14 protein-coding genes and 2 pseudogenes are annotated in these 19,161 nt (G+C 68.3%); 8 read left to right on the top strand and 8 right to left on the bottom strand.

All coding sequences use genetic code 11. The annotated features are described in order from the left end of the window. Positions 1-173 precede the first annotated feature (173 nt). Positions 174-665 carry a GNAT family N-acetyltransferase gene (locus ACZ6KF_RS26850; protein WP_469240700.1) on the top strand — a complete coding sequence of 164 codons (492 nt, stop codon included), beginning with the start codon at positions 174-176 and terminating at the stop codon, positions 663-665. 70 nt (positions 666-735) lie between these two features. Here ACZ6KF_RS26850 and ACZ6KF_RS26845 read toward each other — a convergent pair. Then, a pseudogene (locus tag ACZ6KF_RS26845) lies at positions 736-1,555 on the bottom strand (IS5 family transposase); the annotation flags it as partial. Positions 1,556-1,670: 115 nt separating this feature from the next. Then, positions 1,671-2,105, bottom strand: a complete 435-nt coding sequence (locus tag ACZ6KF_RS26840; protein WP_356634671.1) for an Rrf2 family transcriptional regulator — start codon at positions 2,103-2,105, stop codon at positions 1,671-1,673. 124 nt (positions 2,106-2,229) lie between these two features. Here ACZ6KF_RS26840 and ACZ6KF_RS26835 point away from each other — a divergent pair, with 124 nt between their 5' ends. Then, positions 2,230-2,979 (top strand): SDR family NAD(P)-dependent oxidoreductase, encoded by a 750-nt coding sequence (locus ACZ6KF_RS26835; protein ID WP_469240698.1) that lies wholly within the window; start codon positions 2,230-2,232, stop codon positions 2,977-2,979. Positions 2,980-3,998: 1,019 nt separating this feature from the next. Beyond that, positions 3,999-5,777, top strand: a complete 1,779-nt coding sequence (locus ACZ6KF_RS26830) for a B12-binding domain-containing radical SAM protein (protein WP_469240696.1) — start codon at positions 3,999-4,001, stop codon at positions 5,775-5,777. A gap of 89 nt (positions 5,778-5,866) precedes the next feature. Here ACZ6KF_RS26830 and yddG read toward each other — a convergent pair whose 3' ends face one another. After that, positions 5,867-6,817 (bottom strand): aromatic amino acid exporter YddG, encoded by a 951-nt coding sequence (gene yddG, locus ACZ6KF_RS26825; protein WP_469160824.1) that lies wholly within the window; start codon positions 6,815-6,817, stop codon positions 5,867-5,869. Positions 6,818-8,604: 1,787 nt separating this feature from the next. Between yddG and ACZ6KF_RS26820 the strand changes: the two genes are divergently transcribed. Continuing rightward, the gene (locus ACZ6KF_RS26820; protein ID WP_469240694.1) at positions 8,605-9,186 is read left to right on the top strand and encodes a DUF488 domain-containing protein; all 582 of its coding nucleotides are present in this window, start codon (positions 8,605-8,607) and stop codon (positions 9,184-9,186) included. Between the two features lie 163 nt (positions 9,187-9,349). On the opposite strand, the pseudogene ACZ6KF_RS26815 reads toward ACZ6KF_RS26820, so the two are convergent. Then, positions 9,350-9,691 (bottom strand): annotated as a pseudogene (locus ACZ6KF_RS26815) (SNF2-related protein); the annotation flags it as partial. A 331-nt stretch (positions 9,692-10,022) separates the two neighbouring features. On the opposite strand from ACZ6KF_RS26815, the gene ACZ6KF_RS26810 reads away from it, so the two are divergent. The 4 genes from ACZ6KF_RS26810 (at position 10,023) to ACZ6KF_RS26795 (ending at position 14,005) form a co-directional block, all read left to right on the top strand. Continuing rightward, positions 10,023-10,523: an ISL3 family transposase gene (locus ACZ6KF_RS26810; protein ID WP_469240692.1), complete on the top strand. Its 501-nt coding sequence runs from the start codon at positions 10,023-10,025 to the stop codon at positions 10,521-10,523. A gap of 246 nt (positions 10,524-10,769) precedes the next feature. Further along, complete coding sequence (locus tag ACZ6KF_RS26805) at positions 10,770-11,201, top strand: NfeD family protein (protein ID WP_469240691.1); 432 nt, start codon at positions 10,770-10,772, stop codon at positions 11,199-11,201. A 4-nt stretch (positions 11,202-11,205) separates the two neighbouring features. Beyond that, positions 11,206-12,243, top strand: a complete 1,038-nt coding sequence (locus tag ACZ6KF_RS26800) for an SPFH domain-containing protein (RefSeq protein ID WP_469240689.1) — start codon at positions 11,206-11,208, stop codon at positions 12,241-12,243. 1,252 nt (positions 12,244-13,495) lie between these two features. After that, entirely contained in the window at positions 13,496-14,005 is a 510-nt protein-coding gene (locus ACZ6KF_RS26795) for a hypothetical protein (protein ID WP_469240687.1), read from the top strand. Positions 14,006-14,208: 203 nt separating this feature from the next. Here the strand turns inward: ACZ6KF_RS26795 and ACZ6KF_RS26790 are convergent, their stop codons facing one another. The 4 genes from ACZ6KF_RS26790 to ACZ6KF_RS26775 all read right to left on the bottom strand — a co-directional run bounded on the left by ACZ6KF_RS26790 (position 14,209) and on the right by ACZ6KF_RS26775 (position 19,110). Then, positions 14,209-15,966, bottom strand: a complete 1,758-nt coding sequence (locus ACZ6KF_RS26790; RefSeq protein WP_469160820.1) for an amylo-alpha-1,6-glucosidase — start codon at positions 15,964-15,966, stop codon at positions 14,209-14,211. Positions 15,967-16,027: 61 nt separating this feature from the next. Then, positions 16,028-16,867: a carbohydrate ABC transporter permease gene (locus ACZ6KF_RS26785; RefSeq protein WP_469160819.1), complete on the bottom strand. Its 840-nt coding sequence runs from the start codon at positions 16,865-16,867 to the stop codon at positions 16,028-16,030. After that, entirely contained in the window at positions 16,864-17,847 is a 984-nt protein-coding gene (locus tag ACZ6KF_RS26780; protein WP_469160818.1) for a carbohydrate ABC transporter permease, read from the bottom strand. Before ACZ6KF_RS26780 ends, ACZ6KF_RS26785 begins: the two co-directional genes overlap by 4 nt. A 21-nt stretch (positions 17,848-17,868) precedes the next feature. Beyond that, positions 17,869-19,110: a sugar ABC transporter substrate-binding protein gene (locus ACZ6KF_RS26775; RefSeq protein ID WP_469240685.1), complete on the bottom strand. Its 1,242-nt coding sequence runs from the start codon at positions 19,108-19,110 to the stop codon at positions 17,869-17,871. Positions 19,111-19,161 lie beyond the last annotated feature (51 nt).

Genomic DNA, 19,161 nt, shown 5'->3' with positions numbered 1-19,161 from the left:
TACGTCGTGGAGAAGGCCACCAGCGTCGACGGCCTGGGCGGTGTCCATCGTGGTCTACGCGGGCTGCTGGAACGGTGATGCAGACGCGGTGGACCTCCGCCCGTCCCGCTCCCGCCACGGTGGCGGCATAAACGCGTTGCACCGGCTGTGGGTGGACCGTGAGAATTGCGCGCATGCCGCCCGTGAAGATTGACATTCGGCCATATACCGACGATGACTGGGACGCGATCGCGCGAATTCACGATACCGCGCGCCTTGACGAGTTGCGCAACTCCGTCGGCGTCCAAGCGTTCCTGACGCTCGCGCAGACTGCTGAGCAGGAAGGGCTGTTCGACGGCCAGTTGTGGGTGGCAGAGACCGAGGGGAGAGTGGCCGGTTTCGTCGCGCTCGACGACGACGAGGTCACCTGGCTGTACGTCGACCCGCAGTGTTACCGGCAGGGGATCGGTAGGGCACTGCTGCGCCACGCCGTTGCCGCTGCCGGACCGACGGTTGAAGTCACCGTGCTCGACGGCAACCCAGCCGCCGAGGCGCTCTACGCTGGCGAGGGATTCACCGTCACGGAGACCCGGACGGGCCCGCTGGTCGGCAATGAGGCGTTCACCGCCACCGGCCACATCATGCACCGCGACAACGCGACGGCACGCACCAGCATCGCTGGCTGATTGAAGTCCTCGCACGGTCCGACCCTGCCGCCGGGACAAGGGCCGTACTCCTGAGCTTGGCGTGCACGGTAACGAAGGCATCGTGGAGTTCGGTTCGGCGTTCCCAACGCCGGCAAGGCGTTTGAACTGGTGGAGCAGGGCGAAAGTGTGCTCGACGACGTAGCGGAACTCGCCCAAACCCTTGATGTTCAGGGCGCCCTCGCGGGAGATGACCGGCAAGATCCGCCGCTTGCGCAGCTCTCGGCTGTTGGGGTCGGAGTCGTAGCCCTTGTCACCGGGGAGCGAGTCAGGGCGGCGGCGCGGGCGTCCGCGTCGTCCGGCCACGGGCGGGAAGCCGTCGACCAAGGCGAGGGTCTGGGTGACGTCGTTGACGTTGGCCGCGGTGGGATGACCTTGAGCGGGGTGCCGCGTCCGTCGCAGATCAGGTGGTGCTTACTACCCGTCTTCCGTCGGTCGACCGGCGACGGACCAGTGTCGGCGCCGTCTCATTTCGCGCGGAAGTGGGAGCCGTCCACGCACGCGCGGGACCAGTCGAGTTCGCCGGCCGCGTTCAGTTCGGCGAGCAGGATGCGGTGCAGTTGGTCGAAGACCTCGGCCTGCTGCCACCGCTCCAGGCGCCGCCAACAGGTCTGCCCGGAACCGAATCCCAGTTCCAGCGGCAGGAGTTGCCTGGCTATGTCGTTGTGCAGAACGTACAGGATGCCCTGCAGACACAGCCGGTCCGCCACCGGCCGTGGGCCCGGCGACTTCTCCCAGGGCGGCAGCAGCGGCTCGATCAGCGCCCACAAGTAGTCGTCCACGATCCATGGCCGGGTCCTCACATCCTCCCGAACGGCGACATCGTCACATCGGTCACGCCGGACCAGAGCACTGCGACGAGACCAAGTCATGAGCTCGCAGGACACAGTCTGATACTGCAACGGTCTTCGGCGTGACGGTTGCCAGGCTGTTCGCTGGAGAGGGCTTAGATGGGGATCTTGGTGATGTCAGGGCGTAACGGAGAGGCTAGCGAGGTGCCGCGAGTACGTCCCGGAGTACGTCCGCGAGCGTGACGCGGGCCAGCTCGTGTCTCACGGTCTCCTCGATACCCTCGTAGATGCTCTGCATTGCCGGCTGGATGCCATGACCCACCACGCATCCCTGGTCCGGGGTGGTGCGGTGCATTGCGAACAGCGGGCCGTATTCCACTGCCTCGTACACGTCGAGCAGGGTCATCGACTCCAGCTCGCGTGCCAGCGACCAGCCCGCGCCCACGCCCCGCCGGGACTCCACTAGCCCGGCCCTGCGCAGCTCGCCGAGCAGCCGTCTGATCACCACGGGGTTGGTGTTCGCGCTGGTCGCGATCTGCTCGGAGGTGGCGACCTCATGGCCTTGGCGCTGGTAGAGGCCGATCCAGGCCAGCGCGTGGGCGGCGATGGTCAGCCTGCTGTTGGCGCTCATGGGGCTCCTCCTCTCAGCCACAGCGCTTCATGTTACGGCAGTCGTAACGGTAAATGTTGCGACAGTCTGTCGTAACAATTAATGTTGCGACTGCCGGAAGAGATCAATCAACGAGGTGAGAAGAATGAGCAAGCCACTCACGGGCAAAGTCGCCCTGGTCACGGGGGGATCGCGCGGACTGGGAGCCGCGACCGTACGGCTGCTGGCCGAGCAAGGCGCCGACGTCGCCTTCACCTACGTCAGCTCCCAAGAGCAGGCGCAGGCCGTCGTCGACGAGGTGCACGGCAAGGGAGCCAAGGCCGTCGCCTTCAAGTCCGACCAGGCGGACACGAGCCGGGCGCCGGCGCTGATCGACGACGTGGTCGCTCACTTCGGCGGCCTGGACATCCTCGTGAACAACGCGGCGATCTCCGTCGCCGGCACAGTGGACGACCCGGACGCCGACACCGCCGCACTGGACCGGATGCACGCCACCAACTACCTCGGCGTGATCGCCGTCATCCGGGCCGCCTCCCGAGTGCTGCGCACGGGCGGCCGCATCATCACGGTGAGTTCCGGACTGGGCTCCCGGGTCGGCGTCCCGGGCGTCGCCGACTACGCGGCGACCAAGTCAGGCATCGAGAGGTACACCATGGGGGTCGCACGGGACCTCGGGCCTCGCGACATCACGGCCAACGTCGTGGAAGCCGGGCTGATGGACAGCGGCATGCAACCGCCGGACCCCGACACCCTCAAGGCCCTGCTCAGCTCGCTGTCCTTGCAACGCATAGGGCACCCCGACGAAATCGCCGCGGCGATCGCCTTCCTGGCGAGCCCCGCCGCATCGTACGTCACGGGCGCGGTGCTGGATGCCCACGGCGGCTACAACGCCTGAACCCGAACCCCTGCCGCGCGCCCCGAAGGACATCGCGTCTACGGGGCGCGCACTGCCAACGGCCCGTGTGCGCGTGGACACGCCTCAAGAAGCCCGGATCGTGATCGTGTTACGAGCTCTAAGGGGTTCTCCGCCGACCACTCGACGGCGAAGAACCCCGAGGGCTGTTTCCCAACCCTCCCCCGCCAAGTCACCCGCACAGGCCCGCCCACACCCGCAGCAACCGACCCGGTAATCTCAGCAGGCGAGTCTCCACCACGGCTTCACCGACGGCTCACGACGCACTCAAAAGCCATTTTCACCACCGGCACAAAGCCCTCTCCAGCAGCCGCCGTGACCAGGCCGGCACCGCGCACTCGGACGACTCCGCGCAAGCTGGTGCCCCACGAAGAGGGCAAGCGCGCCGCGCGGGTGGATGAGGGTGAGCTCCTCCAGAAGTGCGCTCGCCTCTCGAAGGTCGCCCGCGAGGAGGGCCCCGGCGGCGGCCGTCTGCAGGCGCTCGCGAGGCGGCAGGGGCGTGCGGTCCAGGCTGGCGGCGAAGGCGGTGAAGCGGCGCCGGGCCGCGGCGGCGCCGGCCGGTTCGGTGCCCAGTGTCCCCGGGTAGGCGGCGAGGGCCTGTGCGACGGGCGCGACGAGGTCAGCGACGGCCGGGTTCACCTCGGTCTGAAGAAGAGCAGGGCCTCGACGGCCCGGTCCGGATGTGCCGCTCCCTCCGCCGTGCCCTCGCACAGGACGTGGCCGTACCGGTGGGTCGTCGTCGCCATCTCTGGCCCCCCGCACACGTCGTCTTCTGAACGATTACGGGCACCGCCGTCCGGCGGCCAGCCCCCGACCATCACGGCACAGGCTCCCAACAGGTGACGTGCGGACGTCCTGCGGGCGAGCCGGAGCATACGCATTCCCGCCATTTCCGCCGAAGCAGCGGCCGTCGAGAGGTGCAGAGGCCACGATCTGAGTGAACTCTCCCTGCAGTCCCGGCATTTGGAGTGCTCATGACGCGTACCGGGTCCCATGCGCCCGTGCTCATCGAGAATCCCACCATCACCTTCTCCAGTGCCCCGCAGCGAGCCCCGCTGCGCCACCTCGACCGGCCCTCCTTGCGCACCTCACCGTCGGGCGCGCGGCGCCGGGCGCGCGGGGAGGCCCCCCGGGTGCTGCTCCTCGTGCCCTCGTACACCCGGGTCGTGGAGCCCTCTCCGGAGGGCAGCAGCTTCCAGGCGCTCGGTCTCGACACCTTCGAGGTCATGAAGCGGGCCGGCACGCCGATCGGGCTGCTGCGCATCGCGACCAACGCCCGCCTCGCCGGATTCGACGTGCGCATCGTGGACTCGCCGTTCGCCGGCTGGGAGCAGGAGCGCCGGCTCATCGATCTCGGGCAGGGCAGCGCCCTGGTCCGCTACGGCCTCGACGACGCCCAGCTCCGGGCCGTCATCGAGGAGTTCGAGCCGGACGTCGTCGGCGTGCAGTGCATCTACACCGTCCAGTGGGGCAACGCCCGCGCCCTCGCCGACCTGGTCAAGGAGATCGACCCCTCGATCGTGACCGTCACCGGCGGCTCCCACCCCAGCGGCGACTGGCGCAACGCCGTGCCGGACTCCCCCTTCGACCACGTGGTCATCAACGAGGCCGACCAGACCTTCACTGCGCTCCTGCGGGCGCTGACCGAAGAGGGCGGCGACATCGACGCCGTGCCCGGCATCGCCTACCGGCGCCCGGACGGGGCCGTGGTCCGCACGACCGCCGGGTCCCCGTACATGCGGATCCTGCCCAAGCGGCAGGGGCTCGACCAACGGCTCGGCATGATTCCCCTGCCGGACTTCGGGCTCCTGGACATGAGCCAGTACGAGCAGCCGTACCACTCCTCGGGCAAGCGGGTACGCGCACACGGCTCCTGGGCGCAGATCTTCTCGACGATCGGCTGCAACGTCGGCTGCGACTTCTGCTACATACCGATGGTGAACGGGCCGTGGCGGGCGCTCGGGACCGACTGGTTCGACCTCCACCTCGCCGAGATCACCAAGCAGGGCGTGACCGAGGTCCTCATCGAGGACGACCACCTGCTGCACGATCCTTTGTACGCGATGCGGGTCTTCAAGCTGCTGCGCAAGCACGACCTGCCGTGGGTGGAGGAGGGCGGCCTGAGCCTGTTCAACCTCGTGCTGCTGCACCTGGGGGCCGCGTTCGCGGACACGATGGACGAGAGCGAGCGGCGCGACCCCAACTTCCGCAACGTCCTCGCGGCAATGCGGTCCGGGCTGACCTGCCGCGACCTGATCAAGGCGATGGCGGACGGCGGCTGCTACAGCGTCTACCTTGCCGTGGAGAGCGCCAACGAGGACAGCCTGAAACAGTCCGGCAAGTCCCGCCTCAACGCGATCCAGCAGGCCACGGGCGAGATAGTGGAGATGTTCACCGAGTACGGGATCCAGGTGACCGGCGGTTTCATGCTCGGCTTCGTCAACCCGCCGGAGGCGCCCGGCCGGGCCCCATACATCGAGTCCTTGGAGCAGATTGAGAAGACCATCGACTACGCGGTCACGCTCATGGGCCACGGCATGGCGTACGCCAACCCGTTCATCGTGACCCCGCTGCCGGGCACCAAGATGTGGGACTTCCAGAAGGACTACGTCGTGCGCCACTACGACAACGGCTGGTCGCACGAGAAGGCGACCATGGCCACGGACGAGTGGACGGCCGAGGACATCGAGCGGATGCGGCTCGAACTGCTGGTGCGGGCCAACGGTGCCGAGCGGGTCACCGAGATGGTCCGCCGGGGCACCTGGCCGGTGGACGCCTGACGCCGGGTCCCGGCCTTCGCCCCCCGTGGCCGGGTGCGCGGCTCGCGCGCCGATAGGGCTCGTACGGTGGCACGGGCCGGGCGTACGGCTCAGCTCCCGCGGCGCGCCGAGCGGCGCAGCGCGTCCGAGGAGGCCAGCATCGCTCCGCCGGTGATGAGGACGCAGGCGGCGCCGACGGCCCAGGTGGCGGCGGCGCGTCCGGTCGCGACCAGCAGGGCGGTGGAGAGCAGGGGGGCGAAGTAGGAAAGGGTGCCCAGGAGGCGGATGTCACCGCGCTTGGTGCCGTGGTCCCAGACGTAGAAGGCGCCGCCGACCGGGCCGAGGCCCAGGACGAGCACGGCGGCCCACTGCCAGCCGTCGGGGCGGACCGTGGTCTCGAACAGCAGGTGGCACATGGCCGCGAGCAAGGCCGTGGCCAGGCAGAAGAACGCGACGACGTCCGTGGGGACCTGCGGGTAGCGGCGGTTGGCCACCGAGTACGCGGACCACACCAGGGCGCAGACCCCGGCCGCCGCGTACCCCAGCGCGTACTCGCCCCGGAAGTGCACGCCCTGCCCGCCGGTGACCAGGAGGAAGGTGCCGCCGAGCCCGAGGACCGCGCCGGCCGTGTGCCACCAGCGCAGCCGCTCGCCGGGGAGGAGCGCGGAGAACACGACGATCAGCAGCGGCCACAGGTAGGCGATGAGCCCGGCGTCGACGGGAGGCGCATTGCGCAGGGCCAGGAAGTAGAAGAAGTGGTAGCCGAAGAGGCCACCGACGCCGAGGGCCCAGGCGCCCGCCGGAAGTCCGCGCGCGAGCGCCGCGCCGCCCCGGAGGGCGCGGGGCAGTCCGATGACGCCGCCGACCGCGAAAGCCATCGCGGTGAGCTGGAAGGGCGGGATCCGTCCGGTGAGGGTCGTGAAGAGCGCGAGCGACGCCCACAGCGCGATCGCCACCGCCCCGATGCCCGTCGCGCGGAGGCTCCGGTCCGGGAGGGGGCCGCCGGGACGAGCGCCATCCGGTGCGTGTGTTCCCGGCGCGTGCCCGTCCTGTGCGTCCATGTGTCCCCCAGTCGGCCCCGTTCGGTGATGGCTCGGTCAGTCGCGACGACTACCGGGGCATCGTAGGGGAAGGCCCGCCCGCCCCCGCGTTTTCCGGACACGGGGTGGGCACGCCGCCGCCTCATCCCTCCTGGCGCAGGCCGATGAGCAGGTCTTTCGGCAGTCTGTGGGTGTCGGATCAGCAGCTCGACGGCGGGTTCGGTAGCATGCCCTACTCGACGGTCTTTCCAAAGCCGACCCCGGTGGCGCCCGCAATGTCGTAGCCCGCAAGATCAGCCAGACTCAAGAGCCTGCGCTGCCCGTCAATTAGAAATGACGTGTACGCAGCCGGAGAAGAGTCATATTGAGACCACCAGGACTGTGGTTGCTGGTGGGTCCCCCTCCTCGTCACGGGGCACAGCATAGAGGCCGTAACGGTCCACAGTGGGCGAAACGAACGAACCCATTTTCCCTGGCACCGGGTGGCTACGGCAGTGCTGAGCTGTGGGCCCGCAGCCGAGTGCGGGCCCACAGCGAGATCAGCGGCGGGTCTCCCACCACAGGATCAGCAGCGTCACGGCGCCGCTGCCCAGCCTGTACGCGACACCCTGCACGACGAACATCGAGGTGACCAGGTCGAACCCTCTCCGCTCGGGGCGGGGCCAGCCGAGGTCGTCGTGTGGTCGAAGCCCTCGGCCTCCAGGCCTGCCGAGCGGCAGTGGGCGACGTCGGCGCCGCGGCCGCAGGCGGACGCCGCGAACGGTGGCCGGTTGCGGGGTAAGGCCGCAAGGCCGGGCATGGCGCAGCGCCCCGACACGGAGTGCGGTCCGTGTCGAGACACTGGTGATGGTCTGGTCAGAGGATTCGGTGGGTCACACGACGCCCCACGAACGCGGTGTCCTTGCCGAGCGTGAGCGAGAGGCTGCGGCATGAGTGAGTGCAAGGAACGCCCGCTGCTGACCTGCGTCGCCGCCCATCGCGACTGCCTGCGCAAGCCGATGCCCAGCGGCACGCTGCCGCAGGACACCCGGCCGACTTCCGATCAGCCGCAGAACGGCGCGCAGCCGCGGTGCCGGCCGCGGCGCGGTACAGCCGTTCAGCTTCCTGCGTCGGTATTCGCCTCCGCCTCCTACAGAGAGGGTCAACGGCCGAGCACACCAGCCAGGCAGCCCACCGCACTCGTACCGGCGAGGACGACACATGCGCAGGCGACATGGCGTTTGAAAACTCACGGCGCAGGGCGGCATAACGGGCCTCGTACTCGCCGCGCAGTTCAATGACCCTGTCAGCCGTCGTCTGCAGCATGCGACAGGTGACGACCAGCCGCAAGGACACGCCACCTGGCCCGGGACGCCGGTCAGCCCGGACAGCCCGGACAGACGGAGCACGGGCAGGTGCCCGGCGATCACCGGCAGCGACGACCGGCCTTCCACGACCCAGTTCTCCGCCCGATTCGGCTGCCGGCTGCACGATTCGTCCCGCTATCCCGACGCCCGATGGCTGTGCGGGGAGGACGGCCCCTGTCACCGCGATGCCGGACACGCGACGGGATGCCCATACCGCGCAGGGCTGTGGAACTTCGCCTGGCTTCCGGCCGGCACTCTCGCGCTGGCGTGTACCTGCCGACATCGCCGGTCGCCGCCTTCGCTGGAGGAGTCGCTGAGCATTCAGCACGCTGCAGCACCTGTCCAGCAGGCGCACCGACGTGATGAGCAGGCCGGCGGAACCCGTCACTCCTCCATCACGGACCGGCGGCGATGGCTGGATCGGACAGTGCGACGCTGGCCGGGAGCTGCTGCACTCAATGCATGACCGACGATGGCACCGTTGACGGGGGGTTCCCGTCGCCCCCGCTCGAACTGATCACTTTCGGCCACAGCACGGCGGACCGGGGAACGCTGGCAGGACTCCTGAGGGAAGCCGGCGTTGCCGCCGTCGTGGATGTCAGGACCGCGCCCGGCAGCCGACGTGACCCGGACCTGTCACGGCAGCGGCTCGCCCAGTGGATGCCCGAAGAGGGCATCGCCTACCGGTGGGAACCGCGACTGGGCGGCTTTCGCAAACCGGTGCCGGGCTCGCCCGACACGGTATGGCGCAACGCGTCCTTCCGCGGCTACGCCGCTCATACCCGCAGCCCGGAGTTCGTCGCCGCCATGGACGCCCTCATGCACCAAGCGGGTCGGGAGCGCACCGCGGTGATGTGTAGCGAAGCGGTGTGGTGGCGATGCCACCGGCGCCTGATCGGCGACTTCGCCGTCCTGGCCCGCGGAATCCCCGTCCACCACCTGATGCACGACGGACGCCTCACAGCGCACCATCCGACACCAGGGGTGCGCCTTCGCGACGACCACCTCCTTGTGTACGACGACGCGGACCAGGCGCTCTCATGACGGCTCGCCTCGGTCAGCCCGATGCCCGGACGGCTCCAACTGGTGGGTCGGGACGTCGAATTGCGGTACGGGCCGGACGGTGGCGGCCGCCGGTGCGGCGCAGCAGGGGTGAGCCGGAGAGGCCAGGAAGCGGCCGGGTCAGGAGTCGTTCGCGGGCCATGCAGAGGTCGGACAGGTCACGGCGGAGTGTGCCGTAGGTGGTGAGGACGATCTCCCCGGGCCGGAGGTCACCGAGGTCGCGTGCGGGTCCGTGATGGCGGCGCCAGGGCGTACCGGGTGCGAACCTGTCGATCTCCCGCCCCCAATTGCCCAGCAGCGAGGCGGGACATACCACCAGGGTGGGGCCGCAGGCCGTTCTCGGATCCTCCTGTCGGCGCAGGTGGAGGGCGATGGCGGTGATGGTCTTGCCGAGCCCCATGTCGTCCGCGAGACAAGCACCCAGGCCGAGACGGGTGAGCCGGTCCAGCCAGGCCAGGCCACGCAGCTGGTACCCGCGCAAGATGGCCACCTCGAACCACCCCCTCCCACCGGGCCGCGGACAACCGGCCGGCTTTCCGACCGCGTCCGTGAACAGCACACGGCCGTCCATGCTCCCCTCGACCAAGGCGTCGGACTGCGTGCGATTGCCCGCCGGCTCGGGCTGGCCCGCATCACGGTCCGCCGCTTCGCAGGCGCCGCGGACGCGGACGAGCTCCTGGTCGGCCGGTGGGCCGGCCGCACCAGCATCCTCGACCCCTACAAGCCTTCTGCACCAGCGGTGAGCACAGGGCTGCACCGTCGCCCGCCGCCTGTTCAAGGAAGTCCGCGAGCACGGCTACACCGGCGGCGAGAGCGTCGTGAAGAAGTACGTGGCCAAGCTCCGCGAAAGCTTCCCGCATGACCCGCCTCGCAGAGCACCGTCGGTGCGGGACGTGACCAGCTGGCTCACCCGCAACCCCGACCGCCTCACCGACGATCAGGCCCAGCAGCTCGAAACGATCCCGACCCGCTGCCCCGCGCTCGACCGAACCTCCCACCACGTCCGCGCATTCGCCGAGTTCACGGACAACCGCCAGGGCAAACGCCTTGGCCGGTGGATCGCCAGCGTCCAGGTCGATGACCTGCCCTCCCTGCAGGCCTTCGTCACCGGCCTCGGCCAGGACATCGACGCCGTCGTCGCCGGCCTCAGCCTCCGCTACAGCTCCGGCGCCGTTGACGGCCACAACAACAAGATCGAGATGCTGAAGAGGCAGATGTTCGGCCGCGCCGACTTCGACCTGCTCCGCAAACGCGTCCTCTCACCGCGCGAGACCGTTCACGATCGCGGTTTCGGTGACCCTCCGTGGGCCTGGCACTGAAATTGATCCAGAACCACGATTCAAGCGCCGTCGACACATCCGCGCCACACGCTCACGCAACTCCAGCGGGTATTTCCCTCGGGGCAGGCATCGGCCGGGCTCCTCTCTGCGAGTGATGTGCGACTGTCTGTCACCACCTTCCGCATCTCGGGGAACCTCAGCTGAAGTGCCGCGACTGTCCCCCAGCAATGTGCAATGGTTACAGAGGGGCTCTTTCACACCCGCACTGGTGAGAGTAGGCATGCAATGGATCCATGGCTGATTTGGTTGATCGTCGCAGCCATGCTGGCGCTGGCGGAAGTGTTCGCCCTTACCGTTTTCCTGGGAATGCTGAGCGCGGCGGCGCTGGTCACGGCGGGAGCCGCCGCGATCGGTCTGCCGCCGTCTTTCCAGTTCCTGGTGTTCGCTCTTGTCGCCACGGTCACCGTGCTTTTCGTGCGCCCCATTGCGCTGCGCCACGTGCTCCAGCCGCAAGTGGAGCGATTCGGTGTGGATGCGCTGGTCGGCAGGGCTGCCTACGTGGTCTCCGACGTGACGGGCCTGGACGGCAGGGTCCGCATAGACGGCGAGGAGTGGACGGCACGCGCCTACGACGAGACGCTGGTGATTCCTTCCGGAAAGACCGTCGATGTCATAGAGATCAAGGGCGCCACCGCGATCGTCTACCCCAGGGACTGAGATCATGGAAACTTCGGCTCTCCTCATCGCCGGCGTGATCGTCGCACTGATCGCCGTTTTCACCGTGGTGCGGGCGGTCCGTATCGTGCCCCAGGCGCGCGCCCGTAATGTCGAGCGTTTGGGCCGGTATCACCGGACCTTGAATCCAGGCCTCAATCTCGTCATTCCTTACATCGACCGCGTGCACCCGCTGATCGACCTGCGGGAACAAGTCGTCTCCTTCAAACCGCAGCCGGTCATCACCGAGGACAACCTGGTCGTCGAGATCGACACCGTCCTGTACTTTCAGGTCACCGATCCGCGAGCGGCGTTCTACGAGATCGCGAATTTCCTCCAGGCGGTCGAGCAGCTCACCGTCACCACCCTTCGCAACGTCGTGGGATCCATGGACCTGGAAAAGACCCTCACATCCCGGGACACCATCAACAGCCAGCTCCGCGGCGTGCTGGACGAAGCGACCGGCAAATGGGGGCTGAGGGTCAACCGGGTGGAGATCAAGGCCATCGACCCTCCGCAGTCCATCAAGGACGCGATGCAGAAGCAGATGCGGGCCGAGCGGGACAAACGAGCCGCGATCCTCAACGCCGAGGGGCAGCGCCAGTCGCAGATCCTCACCGCCGAGGGCGACAAGCAGGCCGCCGTCCTGCGAGCGGAGGGCAACCGCACCGCTGCGATCCTCCAGGCCGAGGGCCAGTCCCGGGCCATCGACGACGTCTTCCAGGCCGTGCACCGCAACGACCCCGATCCCAAACTGCTCGCCTACCAGTACCTCCAGATGCTGCCCCAGCTCGCGCAAGGCCCGGGCAGCACGTTCTGGGTGATCCCGAGCGAGATGACCTCTGCGCTCCAGGGTGTGTCGCGTGCCTTCAGTGAGGTGCTGCCGCAGTCGCCGGCCACCCGCGAAAAATCCTCGGACGACATGGCGGCGCAGGCCGCCAGCGACACGGCTCAGGCCGCGGAAGCCGCTGCCGCCGCCCTCGCCGACGCAGCCAAGGCCGACCGCGCCGTTCCCGACGCCGTCCCGCCCACTCCCCCACGCTGACTCCGGCGACAAACGCCCGGCATCCGATTTCGGCGTGGTCGGCCGCCGGCCTTCCTGTGAGAGCCGCTATCGCCCATCTCCTCCGCCTGAGCGGGAAAAAGGGGGAACGGACGGCAGGGGCGATGGCCGGGGATCGAGGCCGGCTCAGCCGGTTGCGCACCGGCCGGGACCGCCGCGCCCGTGCCTCGGACCGCGGTGACGTTCTTCCTGGTACGGGAGATCGCCCAGGACGCGCCGATGTGTCCGCCACTCAGCCAGGACAGCACAAGGCCGCCTGCGGCCCGGCCGAGGGCACAATCGGCATCCTCAGCGGTCTAGCGGCCTGTGCGCTGTCCACCGGCCTCGCCCTGCCCGTCCTGCTCGACCTCCTCACCGCAGCAGGACTTCCCCGACCTGTCCAAGGTCACCGAACCACCGCTGTCCCGTGACACGGTCGGCGCCTGGCTACAGGGGCGCCGCCGACCAGGAGGGCCGCCGCAGGGTGCGTGCCGGCGCGCCATGCGGTACTCAGGCCCTACCCAAGACCCACCCCGAGAAGTGGCCGCGCCGGGAGCACCGGCTCTGCCGGCACGGTTGCCACCATCGGGGACCGGCGCCGCACGGGCGCAGAGCAGGGAGACCGCACCGTGTCGGCCTCCGCATCCGTCGGGAGATGCCCAGCGCCACGTCCACCTGTGCGGGCGCCCTTCGGCAGGTACAGAGCACCGTCGGGCCGGGCGGCGACCGGTATGACCGTGGCGTCAAGACGGGGAGACTGCGGGTGCGGGCGGGCGGTGGCGGTTTTCCGAGGCCGCCGGCGAGGGCACTTTGCTGCGGCAAGATAGCCGACGTCACCGAGGTGGCTGCGGCAAAGAGAGCATCCATCCGGCGACTGCACGCACGAGGGTGGGGCACCTGATGACGCAGACCGGCTGTGGCGGCGATCCCGTTCCCGCCCTAACGCCGTCGCCGCAGCCGGTCCCGTATCCTGCGGTGCGCTGTCACTGCGGAGTCACGGACTGGAGCGGCCAACCTCACGTTGTTGCTCGGACGCTGTCCGACTCCCGAAGAAGGGGACCGCTACCTTCTGGGTCTACTCCCCGGCCGATCGCGAAGCCACTCTCAAGATCGGCACCCTCGGCGGCACGGGAGCCCTCGTCTCCGTCAACGACCAGAGCGTCCTGCGCCTGCACAGGGGCGGGAACAGCGTCGCGCATCCCTGTCCGGCGGCGTCAACAAGGTGACGGTGACGGGGGGTTGCTCGACCACCCTCGTGGACCGCCTGACGGTTGCCCCGACCGAGGGAACCCTCACGACGAGTACGTACGAGGCGCAGGACTCCATCCTCGCCGGTTCGGCCAAGCTCAGCCCGTTGTCGCTGGCCACGGACGGCAACGCGATCACCGGCATCGGCGGTGACCCGGGCAACGGCAACACGGCCACGTTCACCGTCGCCGCGGGCAAGGCAGGCCTGTACGCGCTGCGTTTTCGCTACTCCAACCCCGAACAGTCCCCGGCCACCCACTACAACCCGGACCCGCTGGCCCGCCATGCCGACCTCACCGTCAACGGCGGCGAGCCGCGGCACGTCGGCTTCCCGCACACCTTCCACCACAACGACTTCTGGGGGCTGACCGTCCCGGTGCAGCTCAAGAAGGGAGAGAACAAGCTCACCCTCCGCTCAGAGGAACTGCCGAACTTCGACGGCACCACCTACGCCTCAGAAACCTTTCCATCGCCGCCGACCGCCCCGTCCGACGAGTTCGTGCACGGTGAGCGATGAGACCTCGCAGACTGCAGCGTGGCTTGAGTTCACAGTGGTGCGCGTGGGCGTGCACGATGCCCATTTTCACGGCCGGCACCCGCCACGACGCATCATTACCCCCAAGACGGCCGCCCACACGAGACATGGAGTAGGACAGCCGCGCCGTCCGACCTGGAGCGCACAACCGCTACAGCCTGAACACGTTCAGCCATGATGGCTGGTCACACCCCCGCCCTCCGTGCCGACTCGGCGCGGCGCCGTTCGTGTGCTTCGGCCAGCAGGAGGTAGCTGCTCGCGGTCCAAGTGTATGCGCGGTCACGCAGGCCCGTGCCCGTGAGGGCGTCGAAGTTCTCCGCGAAACCGGACACCTCGCACAGAGCACGGAACCGGGCGCTGATGTCGTCCGCGAGGCGGTGATGCCCGGCACGGCGCAAGCCGTCCTCGATCAGCACGGTGGACGGGGCCCATATGGGACCACGCCAGTAGCCGTCCGAGAGGTAGTGCGGTGAAGCGGGCTGTTCGGTGGCCAGACCGTGGGGGGTCAGATGGGACTGAATCCTTCCGGCCAGTAGGGCACTGATGTCGTCGGGCAGGTACTCGCCCAGCACGATCGGCATCAGGTCGAGAAGGCTGGCACTGGTCCAGGTGTCGGTGCCGTCGGCGGCACGGGTGGCGAACCTCTCCCCCGTCCACAGCTCGGCGAAGGTGGCCGCTTGGAGGGTACCGGCCGTCCGTGCCCATCGGTGCGCGTCGGCTTCAAGCCCCAGTTCGGCGGCGAGTTCGGCCAGTTCGCGCAGCTGCAGGATGAGGAAGGCCGCCAGGTCGGCGGTGACGACGACACGTTCGGGGTCGAATGTGGTGGCGTTGTCCCAGCCGCTGTCATTGCCGTGCTGATAGTGGGGCAGGACAGCACCGGGTGCACGGCGTGCCGTGAGCCAGAAGTCGGTCCAGTGGGAGAGCCGGGCGTAGGCGTCGGTCAGTTGCGACCGGGTGAGCGGGGTGGGGAGCCGTCGGCGCAGGTGTCCGAAGGCCCAGCCGTGGATGGGGGGCTTCACGAAGTTGTGCAGGATCTCGGAGTGGGTGATCGAGTCCGGCAGGGCCCCGCTTTCGTCCTGGTGGTCGAAGGGCAGGAAGAATTGGTCCCAGGCCAGTCCGGGGTGTCCTGGGGCCAGGGCAAGGGCATTGAAGCAGTGGTCCCAGCTCCACACCTTGTCCATCCAGTGCTTCGACATCAGCACCGCCGGTCGGGTCAGGAAGCCCGCCGGGCGCACGGTCGCAGACCACACCACGTAGGCGGCGAGTTCCGCGGCGGAAGTCCCGGTGGAGCGCCACGGCGCTACGTCGTCGGTGAAGGCGGTGAAGGCGGTCTGTGCCGCTTCGACGATCCCGTCGAATGACGTGGAGGGCGCGTAAGGGCGGCGAGCGGTCTCGTACTCCTCGACCGCGATCTCCCAGTGTCCGTCGCCGTCGGTGCCGATGACCACACCGCGATCAGCGGCCCCCAGAGCCTGGGCGCCAGTTGCTTCTGCCAGGACCCCGGAAAGGAGCGTGATCCGGTAGCGCCGCCCGGTTTCGTAGGAGGTGAAAACATGTGCTTCGGTTTGCGGCTCCCGGTAGAAGTAGGTGCCGCTGAACGGGGTCAGGGCCTGCTCGGCTGCGGCAATGCCGAGGCCCAGGCCGTGTCCCCGCAGTCGTACGGTGTCCGGCGTCTCGTAAGCGAGGTCGATCCGTCCGGCCGTGCTGATCCAGCTGAGCAGGTCCGGTTTCGCCTCGATTCGCGTGTCGACGCGCTCGCCGGTCGCCGGGTTCAGCGGAATCAGGCGCAGGACCGCGTGCATGCCGGTCTGGTGCGAAACGAGGTGAAGGTCCTCGGCATAGGTGTTCTCCGCCACCACGGGTGAGATGTCGAACCAGGATCCGTAGGTGCTGAACGGAATGTCGTGGACGGAGAAGGACGGGCCGGAACGGGGGGCGGTCATGGGGTGGGAACTCGTTTCCTCGATGTCGTCATGTGGCGAAGGGAGAGTTGTGCCGGGGAGGTCAGTCCTTGACGGCGCCGGCGGTGACGCCCGCGGCGACGTAGCGCTGGGCGAGCACGAGGATGACGGCGGCCGGCAGGGAGGCCACGACGGCGGTGGCCATGATGGCGTTCCATTCCTGGTTGTTGTTGCCGATGTAGTGATAGATGCCGAGGGTGATCGGTTCGTGAGTGCCGCCGTTGACGAGGGTGCTGGCGAAGATGAAGTCCGACCAGGACCACAGGAACGCGAACAGGGACACCGTGACGACGGAGTTGCGGCTGATCGGCAGGATGACGGACCAGAAGGTGCGCAGGGTTCCGGCTCCGTCCATGGTGGCGGCCTGGATCAGTTCCTTCGGTATGCCGGACATGAAGGCCGTGAAGATGAGTACCGCGAAGGGCACGGCCAGGGTGGAGTCGGCGACGATCAGGCCGGGCACGGACTGGAGCAGGCCGAGTTGGAGATAGATGGCGTAGAAACCCATCGCCATGATGATGCCGGGGATCATCTGCGCGGCCAGCAGTGCGAAGCTGAGGACGCCGCCGCCTCGGGGGTGGAGTTTGGCCAGGGCGTATCCGGCGGGCGCGGCGAGGGTTATCGTCAGGGCGACGGTACCCAGGCCGACGAGGAGGCTGGTGCCGAGGTAGGGCAACTGCTCGTCGAGGACCATGCGGTAGCCGCTCAGCGTGCCCCGCGTGGGGAAGAGGTCCGGCGGGTTCTTGCGCATGTCCTGGTCGCGGGTGAAGGACACGTTGAGCATCCAGTAGACCGGGAAGAGCATCACCGCCGTGAGCGCGGTGCCTGTGGCCGTCTTCCACCAGCGGCTCGGGCGCGGTCGGGACGTGGACACGACGGTCATGAGGCGTTCTGCTTTCGCTGGACCTTCAGGTAGATCAGACCGAAGACCAGGGCGGCGACGACGAGGAGGTTTCCGACGGCCGCCCCCGGTCCGAAGGCGGGCAGGGCGTTGCCGAAGCCGAGCTGGTAGGACCATGTGGCGAAGGTGGTGGACGAATCGGCCGGCCCGCCCTTGGTCATGATCCAGATGATGTCGAAGACCTTGAGCGTGTAGACCAGGCCCAGAAGCAGCGTGATCGCGGACACCGGACGCAGCAGGGGGAAGGTGATGCGCCAGAACCGCTGCCAGGCGTTCGCTCCGTCCAGGGCCGCTGCCTCGTACAGGGCGGTCGGGATGGACTGCAGGCCGCTGTAGAGGACGACCAGGTTGAACGGCACGCCGATCCAGATGTTGGCGATGATCACCGAGATGAGCGACCACGACGGCGAGGTCAGCCAGTTCACCGGATCGATGCCGACCGCGTGCAGGGCCGCGTTGACGATGCCGGAGTCGCTGTTGAGCATCCACGACCAGGTGGAGGCCGACACGATGAGCGGCAGCAGCCATGGCACGAGGAACAGGGCGCGCAGGGTCGCCGACAGAGGGAAGTGCTGCTTGAAGAAGACCGCCAGAGCCAGGCCGAAGGCGTACTGGAAGACGAGGCACGCGACGGTGAACACCGCGGTGTGCAGCAGAGCTTGGGCGAAAACCGGATCGTCGAGGACGGTGAGGTAGTTCTCCAGGCCGGTGAACGGCGCATCGCCATGGACAAAGGACCGGACGGTGTAGTTCCGCAGGCTCAGGTCGATGTTGCGCCACAGCGGGTAGGCGTAGAAGAGGACGAGATAGAGCGTCACCGGGGTGAGAAAGCCCCAGGCGGCCCATTGCTGAGAGGACGGGCCACGCCGTGCTCGCGTGCGCACGGGGGGCGGGGTGATCACGGTCGCCCCGCTCCCGGCACGCGCAGGCCGGCGGTCCGGCAGCTGCGTCGTTTGATTCATCTTACGGCCCGCGCTTCCCGGCTACTTGACGGCGGACTGAGCCTTGGCCAGTGCGTCCTTGGGCGACTGGGCACCGCTGAGAGCGGACTGAACGGCCTTCCACAGCTGCTCGGATATCGTGGGGTAACGAGTGCCCAGATCGTCACTGGTGCGTCCCTTGGCAGCCTTCACCGCGTCGACCCAGGGCTTCAACCCGGGGTCCTGCGCCACCTGCCGGCCCTGTACGTCGCCGGTCGGCGCCACGTACGACAGGGTGGTGGCGGTGGAGTAGAGGTTCTTCGTACTGGTCAGGCAGGAGACCAGTTTCCGCGAAGTGGCGTAGCGGCCGGTGTCACCCTGTACCGGGACGGTGACGAACTCACCCCCGGTCGGGGCCGCGGCGCTACCACCGTTGACACCGGGAATGGGCAGCACACCGTAGTCGAATCCCACCTTCTCGGCGTTGGCAAGCTGCCATGTGCCGTTCTCCGCGAAGGCGTAGTCGCCGCTAGCGAACTCCTGCCAGCTGGTCGTCTGGGTGTTGTTGATGACCGAGTTCGGGGCGAAGCCCTTCTCCAGCCAGTCCCGCCACAGGGAGAGCGCGGACACTGCCCGGTCGGAGCCGAGGTCGGTCAACTCGGCGCCCGAGCCCCAGAACCACGGCAGGAACTGGAAGCTGCCTTCTTCCGTGCCGATGGCGGAGAACGTGATGCCCTTCTTGCCGGCCTTCGTGACCTTCTCCAGGGCCGCGGTCAGCGACTTCCAGTCCTTGACCGATGAGGTGTCCACCCCAGCCTGCTCGAGCACGCCCTTGTTGTAGTAGAGGGCCAGGGTGTTGGCGCCGATCGGCGTGCCGTAGGTCTTCCCGTCCGACTGGCCGGCCGCAAGCAGGTTGGCGTCCACCGCGGAGGTGTCCAGCTTGTTCTCGTCGGTCGTGGTGAGAACACCAGCTTCGGCCAGAGTCGACACCACCGGGTTGTCGACTATGAGTACGTCCGCGGAGTTGTCCTGCTGCGCCGCCAGCAGCGCCTTGTTGGACAGGTCGCTCGTGTCGTAGGCCGTTCTCTTGATCTTCACGCCGGCCTCAGTGCCGCAGTCGTCGAGGAGCTTGGCCCAGTCGGACGACTTGTCGAACTGCGGGTAGGGGTCCCAGACGGTGTAGGTACCGCTGTCATCCCCGGCACTCGTGCTGCCCGAGTCCGAGGAACAGGCGGTACCGGTCACGGAGACGACGGTCAGCAGAGCGGCCGTCGCGATGAGACGGCTCCTCGACATGTTGCGCATTGCGGATTCCTTAGTTCTTGGAGCAAATGTGCGTGAGAGATCGTGTGGACG

The sequence above is a fragment of the Streptomyces sp. NPDC046379 genome (assembly GCF_055587785.1).
Note: the sequence above shows the minus strand (reverse complement) of the source record. Positions and strands in the feature narration are given on the sequence as shown.